The organism is Hyphomicrobium sp. 99 (assembly GCF_000384335.2).
GTDB lineage: Bacteria > Pseudomonadota > Alphaproteobacteria > Rhizobiales > Hyphomicrobiaceae > Hyphomicrobium_B.
Window position 1 is genome coordinate 418,856 of the sequence record NZ_KQ031382.1, and the last position, 25,596, is coordinate 444,451.

Annotated in this window: 22 protein-coding genes; 7 read left to right on the top strand and 15 right to left on the bottom strand. The window is 60.9% G+C overall.

Translation table 11 applies throughout. From position 1 onward, the window contains the following. Positions 1 to 132 precede the first annotated feature (132 nt). The 5 genes from G359_RS02375 to G359_RS02395 all read left to right on the top strand — a co-directional run bounded on the left by G359_RS02375 (position 133) and on the right by G359_RS02395 (position 8,302). Entirely contained in the window at positions 133 to 3,435 is a 3,303-nt protein-coding gene (locus tag G359_RS02375; RefSeq protein WP_045834826.1) for a transglutaminase family protein, read from the top strand. A 132-nt stretch (positions 3,436 to 3,567) separates the two neighbouring features. Continuing rightward, the gene (locus G359_RS02380) at positions 3,568 to 6,135 is read left to right on the top strand and encodes a circularly permuted type 2 ATP-grasp protein (RefSeq protein ID WP_045834827.1); all 2,568 of its coding nucleotides are present in this window, start codon (positions 3,568 to 3,570) and stop codon (positions 6,133 to 6,135) included. Beyond that, positions 6,132 to 7,037, top strand: coding sequence for a transglutaminase family protein (locus tag G359_RS02385; protein WP_045834828.1), 906 nt, complete (start codon positions 6,132 to 6,134; stop codon positions 7,035 to 7,037). Before G359_RS02380 ends, G359_RS02385 begins: the two co-directional genes overlap by 4 nt. Before the next feature lie 105 nt (positions 7,038 to 7,142). Then, positions 7,143 to 7,691: a cytochrome b gene (locus G359_RS02390; protein WP_045834829.1), complete on the top strand. Its 549-nt coding sequence runs from the start codon at positions 7,143 to 7,145 to the stop codon at positions 7,689 to 7,691. A gap of 29 nt (positions 7,692 to 7,720) precedes the next feature. Next, positions 7,721 to 8,302 carry a YceI family protein gene (locus tag G359_RS02395; RefSeq protein WP_045834830.1) on the top strand — a complete coding sequence of 194 codons (582 nt, stop codon included), beginning with the start codon at positions 7,721 to 7,723 and terminating at the stop codon, positions 8,300 to 8,302. Between the two features lie 15 nt (positions 8,303 to 8,317). On the opposite strand, the gene G359_RS02400 is transcribed toward G359_RS02395, so the two are convergent. The 9 genes from G359_RS02400 to G359_RS02440 form a co-directional block, all read right to left on the bottom strand. Beyond that, positions 8,318 to 9,298: a beta-ketoacyl-ACP synthase III gene (locus G359_RS02400; RefSeq protein WP_045834831.1), complete on the bottom strand. Its 981-nt coding sequence runs from the start codon at positions 9,296 to 9,298 to the stop codon at positions 8,318 to 8,320. After that, entirely contained in the window at positions 9,295 to 10,554 is a 1,260-nt protein-coding gene (locus G359_RS02405) for an adenosylmethionine--8-amino-7-oxononanoate transaminase (RefSeq protein WP_045834832.1), read from the bottom strand. The genes G359_RS02400 and G359_RS02405 overlap by 4 nt, the downstream gene beginning before the upstream one ends. Then, on the bottom strand, positions 10,551 to 11,198 hold the full coding sequence (gene bioD, locus G359_RS02410; protein WP_045834833.1) for a dethiobiotin synthase: 648 nt from the start codon (positions 11,196 to 11,198) through the stop codon (positions 10,551 to 10,553). The genes G359_RS02405 and bioD overlap by 4 nt, the downstream gene beginning before the upstream one ends. Beyond that, positions 11,195 to 12,328, bottom strand: a complete 1,134-nt coding sequence (locus G359_RS02415) for an 8-amino-7-oxononanoate synthase (RefSeq protein ID WP_045834834.1) — start codon at positions 12,326 to 12,328, stop codon at positions 11,195 to 11,197. The genes bioD and G359_RS02415 overlap by 4 nt, the downstream gene beginning before the upstream one ends. Further along, positions 12,312 to 13,388, bottom strand: coding sequence for a biotin synthase BioB (bioB, locus tag G359_RS02420; protein ID WP_045834835.1), 1,077 nt, complete (start codon positions 13,386 to 13,388; stop codon positions 12,312 to 12,314). Before bioB ends, G359_RS02415 begins: the two co-directional genes overlap by 17 nt. 138 nt (positions 13,389 to 13,526) lie before the next feature. Beyond that, on the bottom strand, positions 13,527 to 13,967 hold the full coding sequence (locus G359_RS02425; protein WP_045834836.1) for a DUF1178 family protein: 441 nt from the start codon (positions 13,965 to 13,967) through the stop codon (positions 13,527 to 13,529). Next, on the bottom strand, positions 13,964 to 14,839 hold the full coding sequence (locus G359_RS02430; RefSeq protein ID WP_045834837.1) for a carbon-nitrogen hydrolase family protein: 876 nt from the start codon (positions 14,837 to 14,839) through the stop codon (positions 13,964 to 13,966). Before G359_RS02430 ends, G359_RS02425 begins: the two co-directional genes overlap by 4 nt. 2 nt (positions 14,840 to 14,841) lie before the next feature. Further along, the gene (grxC, locus tag G359_RS02435; RefSeq protein ID WP_045834838.1) at positions 14,842 to 15,102 is read right to left on the bottom strand and encodes a glutaredoxin 3; all 261 of its coding nucleotides are present in this window, start codon (positions 15,100 to 15,102) and stop codon (positions 14,842 to 14,844) included. Between the two features lie 126 nt (positions 15,103 to 15,228). Next, on the bottom strand, positions 15,229 to 16,041 hold the full coding sequence (locus G359_RS02440; RefSeq protein ID WP_045834839.1) for a ComF family protein: 813 nt from the start codon (positions 16,039 to 16,041) through the stop codon (positions 15,229 to 15,231). 99 nt (positions 16,042 to 16,140) lie between these two features. Here G359_RS02440 and G359_RS02445 point away from each other — a divergent pair, with 99 nt between their 5' ends. Beyond that, positions 16,141 to 17,049, top strand: coding sequence for a methyltransferase domain-containing protein (locus G359_RS02445; RefSeq protein WP_045834840.1), 909 nt, complete (start codon positions 16,141 to 16,143; stop codon positions 17,047 to 17,049). On the opposite strand, the gene mutT is transcribed toward G359_RS02445, so the two are convergent. The 4 genes from mutT to G359_RS02465 form a co-directional block, all read right to left on the bottom strand. Then, the gene (gene mutT, locus G359_RS02450; protein WP_045834841.1) at positions 17,000 to 17,422 is read right to left on the bottom strand and encodes an 8-oxo-dGTP diphosphatase MutT; all 423 of its coding nucleotides are present in this window, start codon (positions 17,420 to 17,422) and stop codon (positions 17,000 to 17,002) included. The genes G359_RS02445 and mutT overlap by 50 nt on opposite strands. Beyond that, positions 17,419 to 18,078, bottom strand: a complete 660-nt coding sequence (locus tag G359_RS02455) for a thiopurine S-methyltransferase (protein ID WP_045834842.1) — start codon at positions 18,076 to 18,078, stop codon at positions 17,419 to 17,421. The genes mutT and G359_RS02455 overlap by 4 nt, the downstream gene beginning before the upstream one ends. 14 nt (positions 18,079 to 18,092) lie before the next feature. Then, positions 18,093 to 19,340, bottom strand: a complete 1,248-nt coding sequence (gene argJ / locus G359_RS02460; protein ID WP_045834843.1) for a bifunctional glutamate N-acetyltransferase/amino-acid acetyltransferase ArgJ — start codon at positions 19,338 to 19,340, stop codon at positions 18,093 to 18,095. Between the two features lie 103 nt (positions 19,341 to 19,443). Continuing rightward, positions 19,444 to 20,364: a peptidylprolyl isomerase gene (locus tag G359_RS02465; RefSeq protein ID WP_045834844.1), complete on the bottom strand. Its 921-nt coding sequence runs from the start codon at positions 20,362 to 20,364 to the stop codon at positions 19,444 to 19,446. A gap of 409 nt (positions 20,365 to 20,773) precedes the next feature. Here G359_RS02465 and secA point away from each other — a divergent pair, with 409 nt between their 5' ends. Next, positions 20,774 to 23,725, top strand: a complete 2,952-nt coding sequence (gene secA, locus G359_RS02470; protein ID WP_045834845.1) for a preprotein translocase subunit SecA — start codon at positions 20,774 to 20,776, stop codon at positions 23,723 to 23,725. Positions 23,726 to 23,874: 149 nt separating this feature from the next. On the opposite strand, the gene G359_RS02475 is transcribed toward secA, so the two are convergent. Continuing rightward, positions 23,875 to 24,444, bottom strand: coding sequence for a TIGR00645 family protein (locus tag G359_RS02475; RefSeq protein ID WP_045834846.1), 570 nt, complete (start codon positions 24,442 to 24,444; stop codon positions 23,875 to 23,877). A 129-nt stretch (positions 24,445 to 24,573) separates the two neighbouring features. Beyond that, a complete protein-coding gene (locus G359_RS02480) occupies positions 24,574 to 25,587 on the bottom strand; it encodes a L,D-transpeptidase family protein (protein ID WP_045834847.1) in 1,014 nt (337 codons plus the stop codon). Positions 25,588 to 25,596: the final 9 nt, after the last annotated feature.

The following is a 25,596-nucleotide window of genomic DNA, read 5'->3' on the forward strand; positions in this document are numbered from 1 at the left end:
TGCCCCACGCTTGTACCACAACTTCCGGCCCGGTAACGCAGATAAGACTATTTCGTTTCCGTGGTCGTCGCGGAGCCGTTGGTGAAGGCTCGCTACTCCGCGATCAGATCAAAATAGGGATAATGCCGCTTCATGGTTCTTCACGTCGCGCTGACCCATCAAACGAGCTACCGCTACGATCGACGGGTAAGCATGGCGCCGCAGGTGATACGCCTCCGCCCCGCGCCACATTGCCGAACGCCCATCCTGAGCTACTCGCTGACGATCACACCGAAGACGCACTTCCTGAACTGGCAGCAGGATCCGTTCGGCAACTTTCTCGCTCGCGTCGTCATCCCGGAAGAAACGACCGAATTCTCCGTCACTGTCGATCTCGTGGCGGATATGGCGGTGATCAATCCGTTCGACTTCTTCATCGAGGAAAAAGCAACGAATTGGCCGTTCGCTTATGACGACGTGTTGAAGAAAGAGCTCGCGCCTTACCTCGTTGCAGCGCCGCTCGGGCCCAACCTCGAGCGCTATCTGAAGAAGATCAATCGCAAAACGCAAACCACGATCGACTTCATCTGCGATCTCAATCGCATGGTGCAGGGAGATGTCAGCTATCTCATCCGCATGGAGCCGGGCGTTCAAACGCCGGAGGAAACGCTAGGCAACGGTTCCGGATCGTGCCGCGACAGCGCGTGGCTTCTGACGCAGATCCTGCGCAACGTCGGCCTCGCGGCGCGTTTCGTATCGGGCTACCTCATCCAGTTGAAGCCGGACGTGAAGCCCCACGACGGCCCCGCCGGCGCCGAGACGGACTTCACCGATCTCCATGCGTGGACGGAGGTCTATATTCCGGGCGCCGGATGGATCGGCCTCGACGCGACGTCCGGTCTATTGGCGGGCGAGGGACACATTCCGCTCGCTGCCACGCCCCATCCCGTTAGCGCCGCGCCCATCAGCGGCAGCCATACGAAGGCGGAAGTTTCATTTGATTTTAAAATGGCGGTCACGCGCATTCGCGAGACGCCGCGCGTCACCAAGCCCTACGACGACGAAACGTGGAAAACCATCGTCGCCACGGGAAAGGCGATTGATAAGCGACTTGTCGAAGGCGATGTCCGCCTGAGCATGGGTGGCGAGCCGACATTCGTCGCCGCCGACGATATGGAAGCCGCGGAATGGAACACGGCAGCCGTCGGGCCGACCAAACGTCGCTATGCGGATCAACTGATCCGCCGCCTGCAGAAGCGCTTCGCGCCGGGCGGGCTGCTTCACTATGGCCAAGGCAAGTGGTATCCGGGCGAACAGCTTCCGCGCTGGGCCTTCGCTCTCTATTGGCGCGGCGACGGCCTTCCGCTCTGGGAAAACCAGGACCTCATCGTCAGCGAAAACGTCGCCCGCCCCGCGATGATCGAGGATGCCGATAATCTGATGCGCGGCCTCTGCGCCAAGCTTGGCCTGCCAGTCGATAGCGCTATTCCGGCCTATGAAGATCCGGCGCATTTCCTCTTGGTCGAACGTAAGCTGCCGATCAACGTCACGGCGGAAGCCAACAAACTGGATGACCCGGCCGAGCGCGAAAGGATCGCGCGCGTTTTCGATCGCGGGCTGGGCGGCGTCGCAAGCTACGTTCTTCCTATACAAGCTTGGCAGACTGCGGATCGCGGCCGCCGATGGGTCACCGAGCGTTGGGCGTTGCGCCGGGAGCAACTTTTTCTTGTACCGGGTGATTCTCCGGCTGGCTTCCGGCTTCCGCTGCAATCATTCCCAGTGCTCGAGCCGCTCGAGCAATCGAACGTCATCCCACGCGATCCGATGAGCCCGTCGCGGCCGTTGCCGGAGCGTTCGGTTTTGCTGCAAGAACGCCGCGTCGTGACGCTCGAGGCAGCGAAGCCAAAAACGCCGATCGAGATCACGCCAGAGATCGGAGGCTCCGTCAGAACCGCGCTGACGGTCGAGCCGCGCGGCAACGCCATTTGCGTGTTCATGCCGCCGCTGACGGACGCGGAAGATTATGCGGCCCTCGTCGCTGCAATCGAGGAAGCGGCCAAAGACACCGGCGTTCCGGTGCAGGTCGAAGGCTACAATCCGCCGTCGGATGCACGCCTCAACGTCATCAAGGTCACGCCCGATCCCGGCGTCATCGAGGTCAACATTCATCCCTCTTCAAGCTGGGAAAGCACGGTCGCGATAACAACCGCCCTTTATGAGGAAGCGCACGAGACGCGTCTTTCCGCCGAAAAATTCATGCTCGATGGTAGACATACCGGAACTGGTGGCGGCAATCACATCGTGCTCGGCGGTATGGAGCCGGCTGATAGTCCGTTCCTGCGCCGACCCGATCTCTTGGCGTCTGTTATCGCCTATTGGCAAAATCATCCGGCGCTCTCCTATTTCTTCTCCGGCATGTTCATCGGCCCAACGAGTCAAGCACCGCGCGCCGACGAGGGCCGCCACGAAGCGCTCTACGAACTTGAGATCGCGCTTTCGCAAGTCCCCGAGCGAGGTGCCGGACATATCCCACCCTGGCTCGTCGACCGGCTCTTCCGTAACCTGCTGATTGATGTCTCGGGCAACACCCATCGCGCCGAGATTTGCATCGATAAACTCTATTCGCCGGACAGTGCGACCGGTCGGCTAGGCCTCGTCGAATTTCGCTCCTTCGAGATGCCGCCGCATGCCCGCATGAGCCTCGCTCAGCAGCTTCTGCTACGCGCGCTCATCGCGATGTTCTGGGAAAAGCCATATCGCCAGAAACTCGTGCGCTGGGGAACAGCGCTGCATGACCGGTTCATGCTGCCGCATTACCTTTGGTCAGACTTCGCCACGATCATCGCCGATCTCAAGGCCGCAAATCTACCCGTCGAACTCGAATGGTTCCGGCCGCATTTTGAATTCCGCTTTCCGCTCTACGGAACCGTGTCGGCGTCGAACCTCACGCTCGAACTGCGTCAGGCGCTCGAGCCCTGGCATGTGCTCGGCGAGGAGAGTGTGGCGGGCGGTACCGCACGCTATGTCGACTCTTCGCTCGAACGCGTCGAAGTGAAGGTCAAGGGCCAAACAGGCGATCGCTACGCCGTGACGTGCAACGGCCGTCCACTGCCGCTGGCGCCGACTGGAAACTGGGGAGAAACCGTCGCTGGCGTCCGCTATCGCGCTTGGTGGCCGCCCTCCGCTTTGCATCCCACAATCCCCACGCACGTGCCCCTGGCGTTCGACATCGTCGATACCTGGAGCGGCCGTTCGATCGGGGGCTGCCGATATCACGTCGCGCATCCGGGCGGACGCAATTTCGAAGTCTTTCCGATAAATGCCTACGAAGCTGAAGGACGCCGCCTCGCGCGTTTCGACGCGGAAGGACACACGGCGGGTCCGATGTCCATCAAGCCCGAGAGCGTTAACCCCGATTATCCATGCACATTGGATTTGCGCCGCACCGCCGGGTGAAAGACTAATTGTGTGTTACGGGCCGCGTTACGCGTCATCGCGGCGCGCCGTCGCTTGCGGAGAGCGGCCCCGCGCACGATAGTGCGCTTGATTGCATTTGGGGGGAGGACGTCGCGGCGTGGATCGGTCGGAATGACGACAGCAGCGGCAACGAGAGAGCAGCCATTATCCGATCTCTTGAGCGCTTACCGGCGCAAGGAGATTACGGGTTTCGACGAACTGCTGGATGCATCCGGAGGAGTGCGGTCGGCGTGGCAGACGTTGCTCGAGGGCGTGGCCGCCCTTCCCGAAGACGAACGTCAAGCTCGCTCCGGCCGTATCGCTTCACGGGTCCGCGAGACAGGTATCGCCTACGATATTTTCGCCGATCCACACACCACCCCGCAGCGCTGGACGCTCGATCTTTTGCCGGTCGTCATTTCGGCGAGCGAATGGCAGGGATTGGAAACAGCGCTGATCCAGCGCGCCCGGCTCTTCGACGCGGTGTTGAATGATGTCTACGGCGAGCAGAAACTGCTGCGCCAAGGATTGCTGCCAGCTGAGCTGATCTTCTCCGATGCCGCCTATCTCGCGCCGGCTAACGGCGTGCTGCCGAACGCCGGCGGCTTGATGTTTTACGCCGCCGATATTGCGCGCGGCGAAGACGGCAAATGGCACGTCATCGACAATCACACCGAAACGCTTGCGGGCATCGGCTTCGCGCTCGCAAACCGCGTCGTGCACACGCACGTCGCTGGTGATCTCTTCAGAGACTGCAACGCCCGCCGTTTGGCCCCTTATTTTCAGGAACTCCAGGCGACCTTGACGCTGCACAGCGGGCGCGAGAACGCGCGCGTTGCGTTGATGACGCCAGGTCCGCATCACGAAGACTACTTCTCGCATGCCTATCTCGCGCGCTACCTCGGCTATCTGCTCATCGAAGGCCACGATCTCAAAACCAGAAACGAGCAAGTTTATCTCAAGACGCTCGAAGGCCTGAAAGAGATCGACCTTCTCGTGCGCTGCATCGACGGGAAATCGAGCGATCCTCTGGAACTCGATCCGACAGGGTTCATCGGTCCTTCCGGGTTACTCCGCGTTTGCCGGAGATCGCCACGCCTTGTCGTCAACGCCATAGGTACGGCACTCGCGCAGAACCGCGGCTTAGGGCCGTATTTGCCGGCGCTTGCCCGTCATGTTCTCGGCGAAGATCTTCAACTCAGGGATGCTCCGCGTCGCTGGCTCGGCGATCCCGAAGCGCGGCGCGAACTCTTCGCTCAGTCCGACAAGTTCATCATCCGCAAAGCGCAGGAAGGCACCGGGCGACCCGGTCAAGCCGCGCGCGGGTGGGAAGCTCGCGGGCTCTCCGCGCCGGAACGCGAGAGGATAAAGCGGGAAATCGAGCTTCACGGAGCGACGCTGGTCGCGGAAGAGAGAGTCGGCTTCAGCTCCGCGCCAATCCTCGCCCGCGAAGGGCTCGTGCCGAAACCGTTTGCCGTGCGCCTTTTCGTTTCCAGAACAAACTCAGGCTATCAGGTCATGCCGGGCGGGCTCGCCATGAGCATTGATCCTGAGCGCGCCGTTGCTTTGAGCGCACCGGACGGCCGCACGCGCGACGTCTGGGTGCTATCTGAACGCGAACTCGCGCCGCACATCAGCCTTTGGCGACCGACGCTGGCAACGGTTCGCATCGAACGGTCACAACGTGTGATTCAAAGCCGCGTCGCCGACGATTTGTTCTGGCTCGGCCGCTACAGCGAGCGCGCCGACTGGACGATGCGCGTTCTGCGCGGTGCCCTCCGGCGAATAGAGGAAGACAGCGTCCCCGACACCGGCCGCCGCGCGGCACGCAGGTGCCTGGAAGTGCTCCTCGGCAAGGATCTGGGCCTCGGCTCGGAAAGCCGGGAGACGCCGCCGGACGCCGAAATCGAACGTCTGTGCGAACGCCTCATCACAGGCGGACTTAGCTTACGCACACTAGAGCGTACGCTCGACGGACTCTATCGCGTCGCCCACCTCGTGCGCGATCGCCTGTCGCTCGAAGCCTGGCAAACGTTGACGAAGTTCCGCCCAGGCGAACGCTGGCGGGAAGCGCTGAATTCGGCGCAGCCGCTCGAAGTCCTCGACGTGCTGGACGAAGGACTTGCGTCCATTGCCGCCTTCAACGGCTTCATGCATGAGAACATGACGCGCAATCACGGCTGGTCGTTTCTGGACATGGGACGGCGCATCGAGCGCGCACAAGATCTCAGCGAAGCGATCCTGACGCTATTCATTCCGCTTCCTGATCCGGAAGAAACATCGAGCAGTCTTTTGCTTCTGCTCGAACTCGCCGACAGCTTCATCACGTATCGATCGCGTTACCGGCTCGATCCCATGCTGCCGCTGGTGCTCGATCTGCTTTTGCTCGACGAAACAAATCCGCGAAGCCTTGCCTATCAGCTCTCCGCGATTGCCCGTCATCTCGAAGGACTTCCCGATACGCATCCAGGTTCGGGATTGCCGGAAGATCGCCGGCTTATTCTCGCACTTCTGACGTCGCTTCGCAGAGCCGATATCGAGTCCATGTCGAAAGAGGAGGGCGGCGCGACGCTTGAACGTCTGCTGATGGACCAGCTCGATATGCTGCCCGAGCTATCCAACGAAATCACCCGGCACTATTTCAATGTGATGGAAGAGGCTCCGCACCGGGCCCACACGCGAGTCGAGCACTCGCTATGATTTTCGATATCACGCATAAGACGCATTACCGCTATCGCTCGATGGTCGTGCAGTCGCTGCACCTCGTGCATATGACGCCGCGCACGCTTCCCGGCCAGATCGTTCGTCAGCACAGGCTGACGGTCGAACCCGCGCCGGCGTCGCGGCAAGATGGTATCGATACGTTCGGAAACATCGACGTCATTCTCGATATCGAATCGCAACACAAAGAGCTTGTGTTGATCGCGCGAAGCACGGTCGAGAAGCTGTCTCCGCCGCCGATAAATCTCCTCGCCACGACGCCGTGGGATCGCCTCGACGACAAGCTTCTCGCAGCGAACCACGAACGTGACGTCCACGTGCTGATGTTCCGCTGCGCCTCGCGCCTCACGTCTCCGACGCTCGAAATCGCAGAGTATGCCGCGCCGTCGTTTGCGCCCGGGCGCCCTGTGCTCGACGCGGCGATGGATTTCACCATGCGGATGTACAACGATTTCACCTTCGACCCGCACGCAACGGATGTCTCGACGCCGTTGAGCCAAGTCTTCCGGACGAAGCGTGGCGTCTGTCAGGACTTCGCGCATGCCGCGCTGGCGTGCTTACGGTCCCTTCGCATTCCGGCGCGTTACGTCAGCGGTTATCTCCACACGCGGCCGCCGCCGGGCCGGCCCAAGCTGCAAGGCGCGGATGCATCGCACGCTTGGATTTCAGTGTGGTCGCCGGAATACGGATGGGTCGATCTCGATCCCACCAACGGCATGATCGTGCGCGACGAACATGTGACCGTCGCATACGGCCGTGACTATGATGACGTGAGCCCGATCAGCGGCGTCCTGCGCGGCGGCGGCGAGCATTCCGTCAGCGTCGGGGTTGACGTCAACATGGTGGCTGGCGCGCCGGCCGACGCGTTGAGCGGACGCTGATCCGGCGATCGCGGTTACCTTTTTGTGCCCTCTTGAAAGAACCAAACGACGCTCGCATGTGTGCCGGGCAGGGGTTTCGCGCCCGTGCGCTGGCTTGGGGCAAGGATGCTTGTTCGCGATAGATCGGAAGGCTACGGGATCGTTTCTCGACTTTTCCATTGGCTCATGGCGATTGCGATTATCGCCATGTTCTTCCTCGGCCTGTGGATGGTGGGGCTCGACTACTACAGCCCCTACTATAATTCCGCGCCGGATATTCACCGCAGCGTCGGTATGCTGCTGCTATTTGCGCTGATCGTCCGCTGGATTTGGCGTGCAGCCAACGTCAAGCCATCGGACGCGGAGTTGTCGCCGATCGAGAAGAAGGCATCCATCGCCGTCCACTGGGGGTTTTACGTTTTGCTTTTTGCGCTGATAGCGAGCGGCTATTTGATTTCGACCGCGGGTGGCGAACCAATCAGCGTCTTCGGCTGGTTCAACGTCCCCTCGATCTTCCAAATGCATGGCCTGGAAAGCCGCGCCGGCTATGTTCACAAAATTCTCGCCTACGCGACGATCGCGCTCGCGGTCGTTCATACGCTTGCCGCTTTGAAGCACCACTACATCGACAAGAGCGCAATTCTGCAGCGTATGTGGTCGGGCCCGCCTAACTGAATTACCCATCGAAAAAAGGAAAGACGTCAATGAAACTTAGAATAGCAGCTCTCGCCGCATCCACATCGCTTGCGCTGCTGACGACGCTTCCCGCGTCGGCCGCCGACTACGTCATCGACACCAAGAACGCCCATGCTTCGATAACCTTCCGCATCAAGCATCTCGGTTTCAGCTGGCTGACCGGACGCTTCGACAAGTTCTCAGGCAACTTTTCCTTCGACGACAAGAACCCTGATGCTTCAAAGGTGAAGGTCGAAATCGACACCACGAGCGTCGATACCAACCACGCCGAGCGCGACAAGCATCTGCGCGGCGCCGATCTGCTCGACACCGACGGATTCCCGACGGCAACGTTCGAGAGTACCAGCGTCAAGACCGAGGGAACGGACAAGGCGAAGATCACAGGCAAGCTCACGCTGCACGGCGTTACGAAGGAAATTACGATCGATGCGGAACGCGTCGGCGGCGGCAAGGACCCCTGGGGCGGTTATCGCGACGGCTTCGTCGGAACGACGGAATTGACGCTCGCCGATTTCGGGATCAAGCGCGATCTCGGACCGGCCGCGAAAACGGTAGAGCTGACGCTGAGCATTGAGGGCATTCGCCAGTAGCGAACGCTTCAGAAACTACCAACGAAAGACTGCGGCGCCGCCGGTCAATCCGGCGCCCGCCGCGGTCATCAGAACGGTGTCGCCCGCAGCATACGGCTTAACTTCCGCCGTCAGCGAAAGCGTGAACGGGATCGTTGCCGCCGAGCTGTTGCCGAAGGTCTCGATTGTCGATCGCAAACGTTCTGGCGCAATATCGAGTTGATGCGCGATCGTATTGATCATCCGCGCGTTGGCTTGATGCGGGATCAGATGATCGATTTGACCCGTTGAAAGCCCCGCCTTCGCCAACGCCTTCTCCGCACACTCCGTCATCATCGCAACGGCTCCGGCATAGACCGCCCTGCCGTCGTTCATCACCATCAGCACCTCTTTCGGATCGGCGATCTTCGAAAAGGGCTTGCGGCTGCCGCCGCCGGGTATCGTGATCAGATCGTAATGCTGGCCTTTTGCCGTGAGATGCGCGCCTCGAATTCCCGCATCGATACGCGCACTTGGTGCAAGCAAGACGGCGCCCGCGGCGTCAGCAAACAGTACGCTGCTCGCGCGATCCGTTTCGTTGATGCGCCGAGACAGAATGTTCGCCGCGACGACGAGAACCGGCGTTTGCTGCGTTCTGACGAAACTGTCGGCAAGCGTCAGCGCATAGATGAAGCCCGCGCATGCGCCCGCCATGTCGATAGCGCCGGCGGCCGTCAATCCGAGACGATGCGCAACGAGCGGCGCGGATGGCGGCAGCAAGTGATCCGGTGTCGATGTCGCGAGCAGCAGCAACCCGACATCGTCTCGTGAAAGCCCGGCACGTGCCAAGGCCATATCACCGGCTTTCACCGCGATATCGGAGAGCGCTTCGCCCTCGGCGGCATACCTCCGCTCGTCGATTCCGGTGCGCCGCTTGATCCAACCGCCTTCGAGACCGAGTCGCGCCTCGATCTCGCTGTTCGGAACGATGCGCTTCGGTGCGTAGTGGCCAAGGCCGATGATCTCGACGCCCGTCATCTCAGCACCTCATCGACGGCTTCGACGATGCTGCGGTAGACGAATTTTAACTCGTCTTTGGTCGTGCAATAGGGCGGCATGACGTAAACGGTCGATCCAAGAGGGCGAAGAAGCACGCCGCGTTCGAGAAGTAGCGCGCGGAGCTTCAATGCGATATCGGCCAGATAGCCGGCTTGCGCATGGGCAAGCTCGAAGGCCGTTATCGTGCCAAGCTGACGAAGATTTGAGAAGCGCGCGTCGGATTCGAGATCATTCAGGCATAGTGCCTGGTTCTGCGTCAGAGCCAAAATCCGCTCGATGACGGGCTCCGTGCGCCAGACCTCGAGATTTGCCGCCGCCGAGGCGCAGGCAATCGCATTGGCCGTGTACGAGCTTGAGTGAAAAAACGTCCGCGAACGGTCTTTCGAGAGATGCGCATCATAGATGGGCGCAGAACACATCGTCACTGCGAGAGGGAGAGAGCCTCCTGTAATTCCTTTGGCGATGCAAAGAATGTCCGGCGATATTCCCGCCTGCTCGCATGCAAACACGGTTCCCGTTCTGCCGAAGCCCGTCATCACTTCATCCGCGATGAAGAGCACGTCGTGCGCTTTGCAGATCCGATGCATCTCCTTCAGCGCATCGGCGTCGTACATCAGCATGCCGCCCGCACCGAGAATTAGCGGCTCGCAAATGAAGGCCGCGACGTCGCCTTTTCGACAGGCGATCTCGAGCGCATCGAATGTCGGCTGCGCATGGTGCGGCTTGGGCAGCGGAATCCGGCCGACTTCAAAAAGCAAGGGTTCGTAGGCCGCGTTGAATACGCCGCGCGCCCCGGCCGACATCGTGCCGATGGTGTCGCCGTGATAAGCGTCCTCCAACGCGAGGATGCGTGTACGCGGCTTGCCTGTATTTTTCCAATAGCCAAGCGCCATCTTCAGAGCGACTTCGACTGACGTCGAACCGCTGTCCGAAAAGAACACGTGACGCAAACCGTCGGGCGCAATCTGCAACAGACCTGCCGCGACGGCCTCCGCAGGTTCATGCGTAAAACCGGCGAAGATGACCTGGTCGAGCAACTCGGCCTGCGCGCGAATGGCTTCGATGATCTTGGGATGCCGATGTCCGTGCGTAATGACCCACCACGACGAGACGCCGTCGAAGATCCGCTTCCCCTCGGGAGTTTCAAGCCACGCACCTTCCGCCCGTGCGATGCGCGTCATCGAAGGTTCGAGCGCATGTTGCGTGAACGGATGCCAGATCGCGGAGGACGTCATGGCCCGACTGCCCCGATATCGAGAACGTCCGCCACCGAGAAATTCTCGGCGAACGCAGCCTGCAACGTGTCGGCATTGAGATCGCTAAGACGCGGCAGCCGTCCGAGCCGCCTCACGGCGCCGAACGACACGATCGTGCGCTCGCTGTCGGCATTTTCATTGCCGATGAAGGCGACGCCAAGGACCGGAATCGCGCGACGCTTCAGTGCTTCGATCGAAAGCAGCGAATGATTGATCGTGCCGAGCTCCGTCGAAGCGCAAAGAATGACAGGCAGCCTCCACTGCGCCAGCAGATCGATCTGCAACAGTCTGCGCGTCAGCGGCACCATGAGGCCCCCCGCTGTTTCTATGACGAGCGGCGTCGGCAAACCGAACGGAGAAAGCTTCTTCGAGTCGATTTCGATGCCGTCGATCTCGGCGGCAAAATGCGGAGAAGCCGGCGTGTTCAACCGGTACCGCTCGGGAAGAATCCGGGATTCGGCGACGCTGGTCAGCCGGTTGACGGTCTGGGAATCCGTTTCACCCGCCAAGCCCGCCTGCACCGGCTTCCAGTAATAACCGTCGAGTGCGTTTGTGAGCGCCGCGGAAAAAACGGTTTTGCCGATATCCGTTCCGGTTGCCGCGACGACGATGCGAATGGTCATGCCGCGTTCTCCGCTTGCGCCGCGGCGATGTCGTCGACAAGACGCGTGATTTGAGTTTCATCGACGTTGAGCGTTATCGTCAGCCGTAGCCGGGACGTTCCCTCAGGCACAGTCGGCGGACGGATCGCGCGGATGTCGTAGCCGCGACTCTGCATCGACTTCGCGAGCGCGACCGCCGGAACATCGCCGCCGACGACCAGCGGGAGAATCTGGGAGCCGGACGGAACGAAGCGCGTCTTCGCCTTGAGTTCGCGCTCTGCATGCGCGACGAGATTCATGAGACGCTCGCGCCGCTCGGGCTGTGTCCGGCAAATCTCGATTGCCGCACGCACGGTCGCCGCAATCAAAGGCGACGGAGCCGTGGCGTAAATGAATGGCCTTCCGCGATTGACGAGAAAATCTCTGATGACGCGTGGGCCAATCACCAACGCGCCCATGACGCCGAGTGCCTTGCCACAAGTATGCAAGCTGATGACGTTATCGCTGCCTTCGAGATCCGCTGCGAGTCCCCGCCCACTCGGTCCGAAAACGCCGGTCGCGTGGGCTTCGTCGATGATGAGCATCGCATCGTGACGCTGCGCGATGTCAGCGAGATCGCGGATCGGCGCCCGGTCGCCGTCCATGCTGTAAAGGCTTTCGATGACAATCCACGGCTGCCCCGTTCCGCCGTCTCGCCGCCAGCTTGCGATTGTCTCCTCGAACGCCTGTGCATCGTTATGGCGAACCGAGATTGCGTTCGCCTTCGATAGGCGCATTCCGTCGTGCGCGCTCGCGTGAATGTATTCATCATAGACGATGAGATCGCCGCGTGATGGCAACGTCGAGAGCAGCGCTGAATTGGCGATGAACCCGCCGCCGAAGAATAGCGCTGTCTCGCCCCCGAAAAAGCGCGCCGCTTCCTGCTCGAGCGCCTCGTGTTCATGGTGATTGCCGCGCAGCAGGCGCGATCCCCCCGCACCAACCGGCACGCCGCGAGCAATCGCCTGCTCGACCGCCTGCGTGAGCTCGCGTGATTGCGCGAGCCCGAGATAATCGTTGGAGGTGAAATCGATGCCGTGCGCCGTTTCGAGCGTTCTCAAACGCCCGCGACGCAGGAGCGCGTCGAGCGCACGCTCATGATTGGCAGGCATCCCGTTGAACCGCAGTGGACGCTAGCTCCGTCTCGTGCTCGTGAGGATGAGCGACCTCGATTTCGAGCGCCGAAAGACCGAGCTTTGCAAAAAGCTTGCTGTCCGTGTCTTCACCCGGATTTTCCGCAGTCAGCAGCGTCTCGCCGACGAATACCGAATTGGCACCGGCAAAGAAGCAGAGCGCCTGCATCTCGTCGCTCATCTCCGTGCGGCCAGCCGAGAGGCGCACGAATGACTTCGGCATCATGATGCGGGCAACCGCGATCGTGCGCACGAAATCGATGGGGTCGATCCGCTCGGTATTTTCGAGCGGTGTTCCCGGAATGGCGATCAGCATATTGATCGGAACGCTTTCGGGATGCTCTTCGAGATTGGCGAGCGTCACAAGCATGTCGACGCGGTCCTGGCGCTCTTCGCCCATGCCGATGATGCCGCCCGAGCAAACTTTCATGCCAGCGTCGCGAACCCGCGCCAGCGTTTCCAGCCGGTCGGCGTATGTCCGCGTGGTGATGATCTTGTCGTAGTAGGCTTCCGACGTATCGACGTTGTGATTGTAGTAGTCGAGGCCGGCATCGCGCAGCTTGACGATATCGTCGTCCGAAAGCATGCCGAGCGTCATGCACGTTTCCATGCCGAGCGACTTCACGCCTTCGACCATGGCGACCACGACGTCCATGTCTCGCGCCTTGGGGCTGCGCCACGCAGCGCCCATGCAATACCGAGTCGCACCGGCGGCCTTGGCTTTCTTGGCTTCCGAGATGACGCGCTCGACTTCCATCAGCTTGGAGGCCTTGAGGCCGGTCTTGTGATGGGCGGACTGGCTGCAATAGCCGCAATCTTCCGCGCAGCCGCCCGTCTTGATCGACAGGAGGCGGCTCATCTGAACTTTGTTCGGGTCGAAAGACGTCCGGTGCACGCTTTGGGCGCGGAAAAGCAAATCCATGAGCGGAAGCTCATAGAGCGCCAGCGCTTCGGCGCTCGTCCAGTCATGGCGGATTGCAGGCCCCCCGCGGCTGGCGGCAAGAGCAGAGGCATCGAGACGGCTAACGGTTGATGTCATTCGGGTGCGATCTCCACGGGGACGGACTGAGCCCCCGATCCGGAGATGATGTTTGCACCGCTTCCGCCCCGGCTAGCAACCGCCAAAATGCCTCTCTGAACGGGCGAGGCAGTTCAAAAAGGACGGGGGAGAGCGCTTTTAGTTAAGATCTTCAGGGAGCGCGGGCAGGATACCGAACGGCACGCCCTCGTCGATGAGTTCCCGCGCCTCTTCGAGCGTCGAGCTTCCGCGAATGTGCCGCTCTTCGATTTCGCCAAAATGCATCTTTCGCGCTTCTTCCGCAAAACGCGTTCCGACATCCTCCGAGCTCTCGAAGATCGTCTTCTTGATGGCGCGCAGCGCTTCAAGCGCGGCCTTGGCGTCTCCGCTTTGCATCGCGATGGCATTATCAGGCCGCGGCGGCGCCACTGTTGCCCTGGTCACGATCGAGGGCGCCATCGGCACCTTGGAAATATCGATCGAACCGCACAGCGGACATTCGATCGCGCCTGCAAGAACTTGCGCGTCGTAATCGGCGCTGGCGCGAAACCAGCTTTCGAACTCATGTCCGGACGGACATCCCAGGCGATATTTAATCACGTTCCTTGCACCAGCGAAGGTGCCTTCGCGTTGGCGACCACGATATCGAAATCGCGGTCGTGCGTTAGTGACGGAATTCTCCGCCGCACTTGGTCGACGTAGGTCGAGTCGATATCGGCGACAACGACGCTGGGATCAACCCCCGCTTCCGCCAAAACTTCGCCCCACGGTGAAATGATGAGGCTGTGCCCGAACGTCTCCCGCCCGTTCTCGTGCCGTCCGCCCTGTCCAGCGGCGAGAATGAAAGTACCGGTCTCGATGGCGCGCGCTTTGAGAAGGGTGTGCCAGTGTGCTTCGCCCGTCGTGCGCGTGAAGGCTGCGGGCGCGGCGATGAACTTGGCTCCGGCCTTCGCCAGCGCCCGGTGCAGAGCCGGAAAGCGCAGATCGTAGCAAATGGTAAGCCCGAGCCGGCCCCACGGAAGCTCGGTGAGAATGGCGCTCGGGCCAGCTTGATAGTTCACGCTCTCGCTGTAGGACTCGCCGCCGCCAAGATCGACATCGAACATATGGATCTTGTCGTAGCGGGCCGCGATCGTCCCATCCGGTGCGATGACGTAGGTACGATTGGCAAGTTTCCGCTCGCCGACCTTTACGGCCATCGAGCCGATGTGAAGCCAGAGCTTGCGCGCGCGAGCAGCATCGGTGAACGCTCGAAGCGCGGCGTTGCCGTCCTCAGGCTTCGTCTCGCTCATGAGACGGTCCTGATCGAGTTCCATCAGGGTCGTGCATTCCGGCGTTTGCACGTAGCCCGCTCCGCGATCGGCCGCTTCGTTGATGAGCGACACGGCGTCGGCGACGTTGCGCTCGACGCTGCGCCCGGCTCGCATTTGGACGAGGGCGGCGCGGAATGCTGTTTTGGATCGCGAGGACATAATCAGGATGCTGTCAAAAGCGTATCGAGGCGGCCGTTGCGTTCGAGGTCCAAAAGGTCGTCGCAGCCGCCTACGTGAACGTCCCCGATCCAGATTTGCGGAACCGTTCTTCGGCCGCCGGCCCGCGAGATCAGGTCAGCACGCAAATCATTGCGACCGGTGAGGTCGATTTCCTCGAAGGCGGCGCCTTTGCGCCGCAATAGGTCTTTGGCCATGTGGCAGTAGCAGCAATTGCCAGCAGTATAGACCGTCACCTTCTGCATTTCGCGGCGCCTCTCAACACGCCATTCAAATAGTTCGAATCAAAACTAAACCGTTCCCGAGGTCATGCAACCTTGCTTCGTGGATTTGCGCCGCTGTGCCGCGCCTTTGCCACGCCCTTTGCAGTTTCAAGAATAACGTTCTGAAACAATCGCAAGAGCGAGCACGTCGACTTTGCGAGCGCCGGCCCGTTTCAAAGCCCGGGCTGCGGCTGATGCCGTTGCACCACTCGTGATGACATCATCGACCAAAACTATGGCTTTTCCAGCGATATTCTGCAATTCGACCTGAGGAACACGGAAGACGCCCGATACGTTTCGCATCCGCTGCGCGCGGGTCAGACCGATTTGATGAGGCGTTGAACGGGACCGCACGAGCGCGAACGGATTGATCGGCTTTCCCGATCGCCGCCCGGCTTCCGCCGCCAGAATTTGCGCTTGGTTAAATCTACGTGCCAGCAGCCGCCACCGCGCCAGAGGCACCGGCACGAGAAGGTCGGCGTCCGCCAGGATCTCCCGCCCGGCCTCCGCGAGCCATCGCCCGAACAAGCGCCGCGCGTTGTGGCTATCGTGAAATTTGAACCCGTGAATGAGGACCCGCATCAGCCCATCGAAGTTGGCGACGGCCCGGGCCCGATCATAATCCGGCGGATTAGCGATCGCGGCCGCGGAGAGCGTTGGCGCGCCCGTATCGACGGCGAGCGGCAATCCTAGCCGGTCGCAGAGCGGGGGCCGGACGAAATTGATCTGCTGCCAGCATGAGGGGCAGAGCGCGTCATGATCCATGATCCGGACGCGGCAGCCCAGGCAGACGGGAGGTAGCAGCATGTCGAGGGCTGCGCGTCGAAGCCGGGTGAATGGCCGAATACGCGAGAGGACACCGGAGCCGCTGCTCAGGCTATCGTCCGCGTCGGCTTCTGCAACCATATCTCCGTTCGACATTGCGCAACCCTAGCGCAACGCGCTAACGCCAGCGAGAGCTTCGATGCGGACCCGGGCGGCGTTCTACTGGCCAGGGTCTCTCTACTGGAAAGACAGCAGATGCCCGGCGCACCGCGGATTTTCGACCGCAAATTTATTAGAACCCGCCGTGACCGCGTCGCTAATGCAACCGGCGGTGAAAACCTTCCGGACTTCCTGCTGGAGCGGGTCGCCGAAGATTTCGCGGACCGGCTTTCCCTCGTGCGCCGGAATTTTCCGCTTGGGCTTAGCCTCGGCGCCTATCACGGGCTCGTGGCTGAGCGGCTGCGGCAGCTTCCCTCGATCGGAACCATCATCGACGTCGAACCATCCCTCGCGAGCCTCGCGCGGGCACCGGGCCTCAAAGTTGTCGCCGATGACGAGGCGCTGCCGTTCGCGGCGGCCAGCCTCGATCTCGTCGTGTCCGGTCTCTCGCTGCACCTCGTCAACGACCTGCCGGGTGCGCTCATCCAGATCAATCGCGCCTTGAAGCCCGACGGCCTTTTTCTCGGCGCCCTGCTCGGCGGCGAGACCCTGAAGGAATTGAGGGAAGCCTGGATCCTTGCGGAGGATGAGGTCCTAGGCGGCGCCTCCCCGCGAGTTGCGCCGTTTGCCGATGTGCGCGAACTCGGCGGACTTCTCCAGCGCGCAGGGTTTGCCCTGCCGGTCGCCGACAACGACGTGATCGAGGTAACCTACGCGTCGCCGCTGGCGCTAATGCAGGAAATAAAGGCCATGGCGGCGAGCAATCCGCTGACCGAACGCCGCCGAACACCGGTGACGCGCAGCCTCCTGCTCCGGGCGGCGCAAATCTATCAGGAGCGCTTCGGTCTTCCCGGCGGCCGCATTCCGGCGACGTTCGAAATCGTCACGCTGACAGGCTGGGTACCCCACGAAAGCCAGCAGAAGCCGCTGCGGCCTGGATCGGCCGAAGTCAGCCTCAAAGATGTACTGAAGCCTCGCTCAACAGATCCCTCAGCCAAGGAATGAGCGGCTCGTCGGCGGGCGGCATCGGATAGCGGTTGAGATCGAGAGCCCGGACCCATTTCACGGTCTGCCCCTCACGGGGTCTGATCTCGCCGTCCCACGTCCGGCAAATGTAGAGCGGCATCAGCAGATGGAATTTCTCATACGCGTGGCTGGCGAAGTTGAACGGCGCAAGGCACGTCCGGCAAAGCTCGATGTCGAGTTCTTCTTTGAGTTCGCGGCAAAGAGCATCCTCGGGCGTTTCACCCGTCTCCACTTTGCCGCCGGGAAATTCCCAGAGACCGGCCATGGACTTGCCTTCCGGGCGCTGGGCGATCAGCACCCGCTTGTCGTCATCGATGAGCGCGACGGCAGCGACGAGCAGCAGCGGTTTCATGAGCGCCGCCGAAGCAGATAGGCCGTTTCTTCGAGACGCGTCACGCCCCGTTTCCGCAGGTTCTCGCTTTCGGCAAGTCCATCGCGGCTATCGAGCACCTCGATCTTGAATAATCCCCCGTAAATACGGCGAACCTCATCCGGCGAAACGGCAAATGGCGGACCCGTGATTTCGCCCTCGGGATAATCGATGGCGATAAGAAAGATGATCGCCTCACGCGGCACGATGCGCGCGAGAGTCTCGACGTAATGGGCGCGCATTCCAGGCGGCAACGCAATCAGCGCGGCGCGGTCGTAGACGGCAACGACATCCTTCAGGACGTCGGAAGACATCTCGAAAAAATCGCCGCAATAAAGCTCGAACGGGCCAGCCGACGAAATCTCGAACGCGCCCGCCGAGGTGCGGTCCGGCACTTGCCCGCCTTCCTCGAAAAATTCACGCACGGCAACGTCCGACAGTTCGACCCCGATCACGCGATGCCCTTGCGTCGCGAGCCAGACCATGTCGCGGCTTTTCCCCGCAAGCGGAACGAAGACCGCGCTTTGTTGCGGCAACCCGAGCTTCGGCCAAAAGCGCAAAAGCTGCGAATGGATTCGCTGCTGGTGAAATCCGATTTCGCGGTTCTGCCAACGCTCGTGCCAGAACGCCTTATCCATGAACCCTCAGCTCTTCAGCTCCGGTAATCGGCATTGATCGACACGTATTCATGCGTGAGGTCGCAGGTCCAAACCCGTGCGCCCGATTTGCCAACTCCGACATCGACCCGAATGAGGATTTCGGAGTTCTTCATATAGGCGGCTACCGTCTTCTCGTCGTAATCCTCGGCGCGCTCCCCGTCCCGCGCGACGCAATAGGGACCAAACCAGATCGAAAGCCTGTCGCGGTCCGCAGCTTCACCTGACTTGCCGACGGCCATCACGACGCGTCCCCAATTCGGATCTTCTCCGGCAATCGCCGTCTTGAGAATGGGTGAATTGGCGCAGGAAAGCGCGATCGCCCGCGCCGCAGCCCACGATTTGGCGCCGCCGACTTCGAAAGTGACAAATTTCGTCAAACCCTCGCCGTCCTTCGCGACCTGGATCGCGAGATCGCGCATCAGGTCGTAAAGAGCCTCGGAGAATGCCTGGAGCTTCTTCGACTTGGCCTTCGTGATGGGCTTTTGCCCGCGAGCCTCGGCTTTACCCGTCGCGAACATAAGGCAGGTATCGCTGGTCGACGTATCGCCGTCGACCGTCATGCAGTTGAACGTCGTCTCGGCGTGCTCGGCCAGAAGCTCCTGCAACGCATCGGATGAGATCGCGGCGTCGGTGAAGATGAAGCACAGCATCGTGGCCATGTCGGGCGCGATCATGCCGGCGCCCTTGCAGAAGCCATTGATCGTGACCGCGACATCGCCGATCAGCGCCGTCCGCGTCGCGAGCTTCGGATAGGTGTCCGTCGTCATGATCGCCCGCGCCGCCTTTTCGAAGGCGTTGGGCTCAACCTCTTTGGCGAGGCCGCTGAGTAGATGCGCGAACTTTTCGGCGTCGAGAGGTTCGCCGATGACGCCGGTCGAAGCCACGAACACCTCATGCGGTTTGCATCCGACCGCCTCAACGGCATGTGCAACCGTGACGTCCACCGCGTCGCTGCCCTTTTTGCCTGTGAAGGCGTTGGCATTGCCGGAATTGACGACGAGCGCTCGTGCCTCGCCCTTTTTCAGGTGTTTACGGCAGGCAAGCACCGGAGCGGATGCCGTCTTCGACTGGGTGAGAACGCCGGCGACAGACGTTCCCTCATCGAGCACGGCAAGCAGCAGGTCAGTGCGATTCTTGTAGCGAATGCCGGCTTCGGCGGTCGCGAACGCGACGCCGTCGATGATGGGCAGCGTTGCGAGCGTCTTGGGTGCAAACGGCGAAACGTTCGGGACTTTGCCCATAATTGATCTCCGGCGAGGCTAAGTGGCTCCCTGAAACAGATCGGGCCGCCATAATCAAGCGGCCCGAGCAGGAACTTTGCGGCTGGAACTGAAAAGGCGAAGCTTAGGGCTTCGGCGCTTCCGCCGGCGCGTCCTTCGGAGCTTCCTTCGCCGGTTCAGCGGCTGCAGGCTTCGACTGGCTCTGGATCAACGCATTGCGAGCATCGACCGTCTTCTTGATCTCCGGATCGACGATCTCGATTTTCGCCTTACCGCGCAGCCCAACAGCCGTCTGCTGTGCTTTCTGCAGAAGCAACGACTGAACGATACGGTCCTTGACGATGTCGAAGGCCGGCGGCTGCTTGGTGCGGCGATCTTCCAGCTTCACGAGGTGCCAGCCGAACTGCGTCTTCACCGGGTCGGAAACTTCACCCTTCTTCAGCTTGAACACGATTTCTTCAAACTGCGGCACCATCTGCCCGTGGCCGAAGTAACCGAGGTTGCCGCCATCATCCTTGGACCCAGGATCCTTGGAGTTTTCTTTGGCGAGCTGAGCAAAGTCGGCGCCCTTGTCGAGCTTTTCCTTCAAGGCCTTGGCTTCGTCTTCTGTCGCGACCAGAATATGCCGGGCCGATACTTCTTCCTCAGGCTTCAAAAGCTTGACCTGATCATCATAGATCTTGCGCGCGTCGGCATCGCTGACGGAAGCCTTGATGACCTTGTCGAAGTACAACTCGCGAAGTGCGCGCCGTTTCAAATAGTTGAGGCGCGTTTCGAAGTCGGCGCCCTGATTCAGCTTTTCGGCTTCGGCGGCTTCCGCAAAAAGCTGGTTGTCGATGAGGAATTCGAGAAGGGACGTGCGCTTCTGCTCCGGCGGCATTGTGCCCATGTCGGAGCCGATTTCGCTCTCCGCAACCGCAAGATCGCCTTCCGTTATGGGCTTGCCATCGATCGTGGCGACGACCTTGTCGTCGGCAAACGCTGTGAGAGGTGCGGCAAAGCCTGCCAGCGCGAATGTCATGAGAATAAGGGGGATGCGCTTCATCAGCGTCGGCTCCGCATTGGGGTTGAGGGTCTTGAGACGGCAGTCTCTAGGCCTGTTTGGGCACGACGGCGACACCGGACGCGGGCGGCCAGCAAGCGCGTTTCGATAGCGGGCCAAGGCACGAAAACCAAGTTAATTCTTGGCCAGGATGAGAAAATCTCTTAACTCGGCATATGCCGCATAACATTGACAGTTAGGGGGGCGAGTTCTTATGTCTGCCGCTAATCGCGTCGGGTATTAAAGCCCGTGTCGACCGCGCAATTCGCAGCGCCGAGGGAACGTTGACGCAGGCGTGGCTGGGCATGTCCCGTGCCGCGCATTTTTTGCTTAACGCTGCCCGGCGACAGGAAACTGAACCGGCCGCGCCGAGGGCGTGGCTCAATACGAATCTGTAGGACGGATCTAAAATATGCTCTCGTTCGGTAATCTCGCTTCGAAGATTTTCGGTTCCTCGAACGAGAGGAGAGTGAGAGGCTTTCGGTCTCGCGTCGCGGCCATCAACGCGCTCGAACCTGAGCTGCAGGATTTGTCCGACGAAGAGCTTCGGGCGCGCACTGAACAGTTCCGCCAGCAACTGAACGATGGCAAATCGCTCGACGATCTGCTCGTCCCCGCCTTCGCGACCGTTCGCGAAGCGGCAAAGAGAACGCTCGGCCAGCGCCACTTCGACGTCCAGCTCATCGGCGGCATGGTTCTCCATCAGGGCGACATCGCCGAGATGAAGACGGGCGAAGGTAAAACGCTCGTCGCCACGCTTCCCGTTTACTTGAACGCGCTGACCGGCAAAGGCGTCCACGTCGTTACCGTCAACGACTACCTGGCGAAGCGCGACGCCGATTGGATGGGCCAAGTCTACCGCTTCCTCGGCCTGACCGTCGGCTGCATCGTTCACGACATGAGCGACGAGGCCCGCAAGATCGCTTACGCCTGCGACGTGACCTACGGCACGAACAACGAGCTCGGCTTCGATTATCTCCGCGATAATATGAAGATGAACTACACCGAGATGGTGCAGCGGCCGCACATTTACGCGATCGTCGACGAAGTGGACTCGATCCTCATCGACGAAGCGCGCACGCCGTTGATCATCTCCGGCCCTCTGGACGACCGCGCCGATCTCTATCAGCAGATCGACGAGCTGATGAAGATCGTCACGCCCGAAGATTTCGAACTCGACGAGAAGCAGCGCCAGGTTTCGTTCACCGAAGCCGGTAACGAAAAAATGGAACGCGCGCTCGAAGAGGCAGGCCTCCTGAAAGGCACGCTCTACGACATCGACAACGTCACGATCGTCCATCACCTGACGCAGGCGCTGAAGGCTCACAAGCTCTTCCAGCGCGACAAGGATTACATCGTCAAAGGCGGACAGGTCGTCATCATCGACGAGTTTACCGGCCGCATGATGCCGGGCCGCCGGTACTCGGAAGGTCTGCATCAGGCGCTCGAAGCCAAAGAGAAAGTCGAGATCCAGCCTGAGAACCAGACGCTGGCCTCGATCACATTCCAGAACTACTTCCGTCTCTACAAGAAGCTTGCCGGCATGACCGGGACGGCGATGACGGAAGCCAGCGAGTTCATGGACATCTACGGGCTCGACGTCATCGACATCCCGACCAATCTTTCGGTCAGCCGTATCGATGAGGACGATGAGATCTACCGCACGCAGCGCGAGAAGCTTGCCGCCATCGTGCAGTCCATCGCGGAAGCCAAGGATCGCGGACAGCCGATCCTCGTCGGCACCACCTCAATCGAGAAGTCTGAGCAACTCTCCGAGCTTCTGAAGGACCACAAATATTTCAAGGAACTCGCCAAGCAGCTCGAAGAACAGGCCGCTGCCATCAAGCCGGGCAAGGAAGAAGAGCTTCGCAAGCATCTGACCGACATGGCCGCGCTTCTGACAAAGTTCGCAACGGCAGCGAAGGGTAAGGGCGACCCGATCCCGCATCAGGTGTTGAACGCGCGCTACCACGAGCAGGAAGCGAGCATCGTAGCGCAGGCTGGCCAGCCCGGAGCCGTGACGATCGCCACCAACATGGCAGGCCGCGGTACGGACATTCAGCTGGGCGGCAACGCCGAGTTCCGTCTGCGCGATTGGATCGCCGACGAAACCGCGAAGGGAACGCCTCCGGACGAATCCGCAATCAGCACCAAGCGCGCCGAGCTTGTCACTGACGTCGCCGCCAACAAGAAGAAGGCGCTCGAAGCCGGCGGCCTCTATGTGCTTGCGACCGAACGCCATGAAAGCAGGCGCATCGACAATCAGCTGCGCGGCCGTTCCGGCCGTCAGGGCGACCCGGGACGCTCCAAGTTCTATCTGGCGCTCGATGACGACCTGATGCGCATCTTCGGTTCCGAGCGCATGGACAAGGTGCTGCAGACGCTCGGCCTCAAGGAAGGCGAAGCGATCACGCACCCGTGGATGAACAAGTCGCTGGAGACCGCACAGAAGAAGGTCGAGCAGCGCAACTTCGATATCCGCAAGCAGATCCTGAAATACGACGACGTGATGAATGACCAGCGCAAGGTCATCTTCGAGCAGCGGCTCGACATCATGGGCCAGGAAGACGTGTCCGAAACGGTCGTCGAGCTTCGCAACGAACTCATCGACGAGTACGTGACGCGCTTCATTCCGCCGGCGGCCTATGCCGAGCAGTGGGACACGAAGGGTCTTGCCGGCGAGATCAGCAATGTCTTCGCGCTCGAACTTCCGATTGACGCCTGGGCAGCCGAAGAAGGCATCGCCGACGAAGAGATCAGGGACCGTATCAAGACGGCTGTCGACGCCAAGGCCGAAGCCAAGTCGAACGAGCTTGGCACGGAGCTCTATCGCCAGATCGAGAAGATGGTTCTGCTCCAGACGCTCGATCACCTCTGGCGCGAGCATCTCGTAACGCTCGAACATTTGCGTCAGGTCATCGGCTTCCGCGCCTACGGCCAGCGCGATCCGCTGAATGAATATAAATCCGAAGCGTTCATCCTCTTCGAGAACATGCTCGGACGCCTGCGCGAGAACGTGACAGGCCAGCTGATGCACGTCGAACTGGCCCCGCCCGAGGATCAGCCCGCGCTTCAGCCCGTCGATCTGCCGCCGATGGAAGCCCATCACGTCGACGCGACGACGGGCTTCGACGAGTTCGAGCGTGATCCCGAGCTGGCGATGGCGGACGCTGCGATTGCAGGGGCTCGTGCACGCCGCGTGGCGGGCCCCGAGCCCGAAAGGCGCGCACCGCTTCAGAGCCGCAAGAACGACGGTGGGATCGATCCGAAAGATCCCGCAACCTGGGGCCGCGTATCGCGCAACGCGCTTTGCCCGTGCGGCTCAGGCAAGAAATACAAGCACTGCCACGGCAAGATGGATTGACCGCGGAAACAGCAATGCAGCAATTGAGGCGCCGAAAGGCGCCTTACTTGTTTGTGTCTTGTGGCTGAGTTGAGTTCGACGCTGGGCCAATGATCGGCGCCTCTAAAGCAAAGCGCCGATCCCAAATCTTCTCATGCCGTTTCGGAGAGTTAGTGTCCGCCGGACTTCTTCGCGTCCGTCGCCGGTTCATCGTGTCCTCCACTGGCGATCCGGTCGGAGAGCGCCAGAAGCACGCTCGATACGACGAACACGACGTGGATGATGACGAGCCACATCAGCTCTTTCTCGCGCTCCGGCGTCACAGTGCCGAGCGACATGAACTGACGCAGAAGCTGCACGGCGGAAATCGCGACGATCGACGAAAGCATCTTGAGCTTCAGTGCCGAGAAGTCGATCGTTCCCATCCACGCCGGACGATCGTCATCGGGCGAATGGTCCATCTTCGAAACGAAGTTTTCGTAGCCGGAGAAGATGACGATGATGAGCAGCGATCCCGTGAGCGTCAAATCGACGAGCGTCAGCAGGCCTAGGATCACGTCGGATTCAGTCGACGTAAACGCACCGACCGCGAGGTGCGACAGCTCCATCATGAACTTGATCAAGAGAATGATGAGCGACAGCGCTAGGCCAAAATAGAACGGCGCGAGAAGCCAGCGCGAGGCGAACAGCCAGTTTTCAGCCCCGATCTCGATGCGCTTAATGAAAGTTTTCTCGGCCATTTGATCCTCAATCCGTGATTTCGCGTTTTTATCGCAACCGTGACGGCGCGAGGCAAGCACAACGCTGTCGCCCCAGAACTGCTGAGCTACGTAGGATGGCGAGATGAAATTTTTAAGCGGTCGAGGAGGTTAGCGAATGAGGCGCCACGAAAACATCGGCGGCGGCGGATCGCTTTCGAGGCTCGTCTGAATCTGCGGTATTGGCGCCGTTTTCGATGAAGCCGTTTGCGTCGCAGACTTGGGTGAGAAAGGCGAAGGCGGGGGAACATTGGCGAGCCATTGCTCTTGCTCGCGGATCGACGCGATCGTCGGCCCGCAGGCGTCGATCTGGCCGGGGAGTTCTCGCGCTCGCGCTTCTTGGAAAATGTAGCGGCCGGTGCAAGCCCCAATCACCGGAGGTCGCTTCGTCCGCTCGAAAAGGTCATACCCTTCCTTGAGATTGTTCCAGAACGGCGCCCACGGCGACGCACTCTGCGCCACCATATTTTCGTCCGTCATGCGGAACGGCAGAATGTGCACCGGCACTCTCTGCTCTCCCGCATCGATCGCGGCGATCGTCAGCTGATGGATCTCTTCGGAAACCGGATTCGTCATCGCGAAGCAACCGACTGACGAACATCCGCCATGGATGAGGATGTCGGAACCCGTCCGCGCCTGTGACTGGTCGAGGATGTTCGGATAGCCGATGTCGAGTGAAACGGGCCATCGGCCGGCATGGCGGGCCTGCGCACGCGTCACCGTGTAGTAGCCTTCCGGGGCTTGCCGGTCACCGTCGCGAAGTTTCGGCCCGAGTGTGCCCGACCAGTGGCAGATCGGATAGGTCGCGAAGAGGATGAAACCGTCATCCTTCTGCTTCCAGATCTCGAGTTCGGATTCGGCCTTGAAGATGCGGATGAGGATGGGCGACGCCAGCGTCACGCCCTTCTCCCGCAAGCGCTGCTGTAGCACCGCCACATCGGGCGTTCCGGGAAGCGGAAGCGCGCCGGTCGCAGCAGCACGCTGACGTTCGACGCGATCGGCGGCAACGTCTTTGAGTTCGATCGTCAGCGCGTTCGCTCGGTCAGTTGCGACGTGACTGATCACGACGAGACTGAGGATCATCGCCCCGACGAGCTTCAGACGCGTTGAACCGTACGACACCATGGACCTGCG

Bases quoted from the DNA above. Each gene is read 5' to 3' on its own strand.
- G359_RS02375 (WP_045834826.1), top strand. From the start codon at position 133: ATGGTTCTTCACGTCGCGCTGACCCATCAAACGAGCTACCGCTACGAT.
- G359_RS02380 (WP_045834827.1), top strand. From the start codon at position 3,568: ATGACGACAGCAGCGGCAACGAGAGAGCAGCCATTATCCGATCTCTTG.
- G359_RS02385 (WP_045834828.1), top strand. From the start codon at position 6,132: ATGATTTTCGATATCACGCATAAGACGCATTACCGCTATCGCTCGATG.
- G359_RS02390 (WP_045834829.1), top strand. From the start codon at position 7,143: ATGCTTGTTCGCGATAGATCGGAAGGCTACGGGATCGTTTCTCGACTT.
- G359_RS02395 (WP_045834830.1), top strand. From the start codon at position 7,721: ATGAAACTTAGAATAGCAGCTCTCGCCGCATCCACATCGCTTGCGCTG.
- G359_RS02400 (WP_045834831.1), bottom strand. From the start codon at position 9,298: ATGACGGGCGTCGAGATCATCGGCCTTGGCCACTACGCACCGAAGCGC.
- G359_RS02405 (WP_045834832.1), bottom strand. From the start codon at position 10,554: ATGACGTCCTCCGCGATCTGGCATCCGTTCACGCAACATGCGCTCGAA.
- bioD (WP_045834833.1), bottom strand. From the start codon at position 11,198: ATGACCATTCGCATCGTCGTCGCGGCAACCGGAACGGATATCGGCAAA.
- G359_RS02415 (WP_045834834.1), bottom strand. From the start codon at position 12,328: ATGCCTGCCAATCATGAGCGTGCGCTCGACGCGCTCCTGCGTCGCGGG.
- bioB (WP_045834835.1), bottom strand. From the start codon at position 13,388: ATGACATCAACCGTTAGCCGTCTCGATGCCTCTGCTCTTGCCGCCAGC.
- G359_RS02430 (WP_045834837.1), bottom strand. From the start codon at position 14,839: ATGTCCTCGCGATCCAAAACAGCATTCCGCGCCGCCCTCGTCCAAATG.
- grxC (WP_045834838.1), bottom strand. From the start codon at position 15,102: ATGCAGAAGGTGACGGTCTATACTGCTGGCAATTGCTGCTACTGCCAC.
- G359_RS02440 (WP_045834839.1), bottom strand. From the start codon at position 16,041: ATGTCGAACGGAGATATGGTTGCAGAAGCCGACGCGGACGATAGCCTG.
- G359_RS02445 (WP_045834840.1), top strand. From the start codon at position 16,141: ATGCCCGGCGCACCGCGGATTTTCGACCGCAAATTTATTAGAACCCGC.
- mutT (WP_045834841.1), bottom strand. From the start codon at position 17,422: ATGAAACCGCTGCTGCTCGTCGCTGCCGTCGCGCTCATCGATGACGAC.
- G359_RS02455 (WP_045834842.1), bottom strand. From the start codon at position 18,078: ATGGATAAGGCGTTCTGGCACGAGCGTTGGCAGAACCGCGAAATCGGA.
- argJ (WP_045834843.1), bottom strand. From the start codon at position 19,340: ATGGGCAAAGTCCCGAACGTTTCGCCGTTTGCACCCAAGACGCTCGCA.
- G359_RS02465 (WP_045834844.1), bottom strand. From the start codon at position 20,364: ATGAAGCGCATCCCCCTTATTCTCATGACATTCGCGCTGGCAGGCTTT.
- secA (WP_045834845.1), top strand. From the start codon at position 20,774: ATGCTCTCGTTCGGTAATCTCGCTTCGAAGATTTTCGGTTCCTCGAAC.
- G359_RS02475 (WP_045834846.1), bottom strand. From the start codon at position 24,444: ATGGCCGAGAAAACTTTCATTAAGCGCATCGAGATCGGGGCTGAAAAC.
- G359_RS02480 (WP_045834847.1), bottom strand. From the start codon at position 25,587: ATGGTGTCGTACGGTTCAACGCGTCTGAAGCTCGTCGGGGCGATGATC.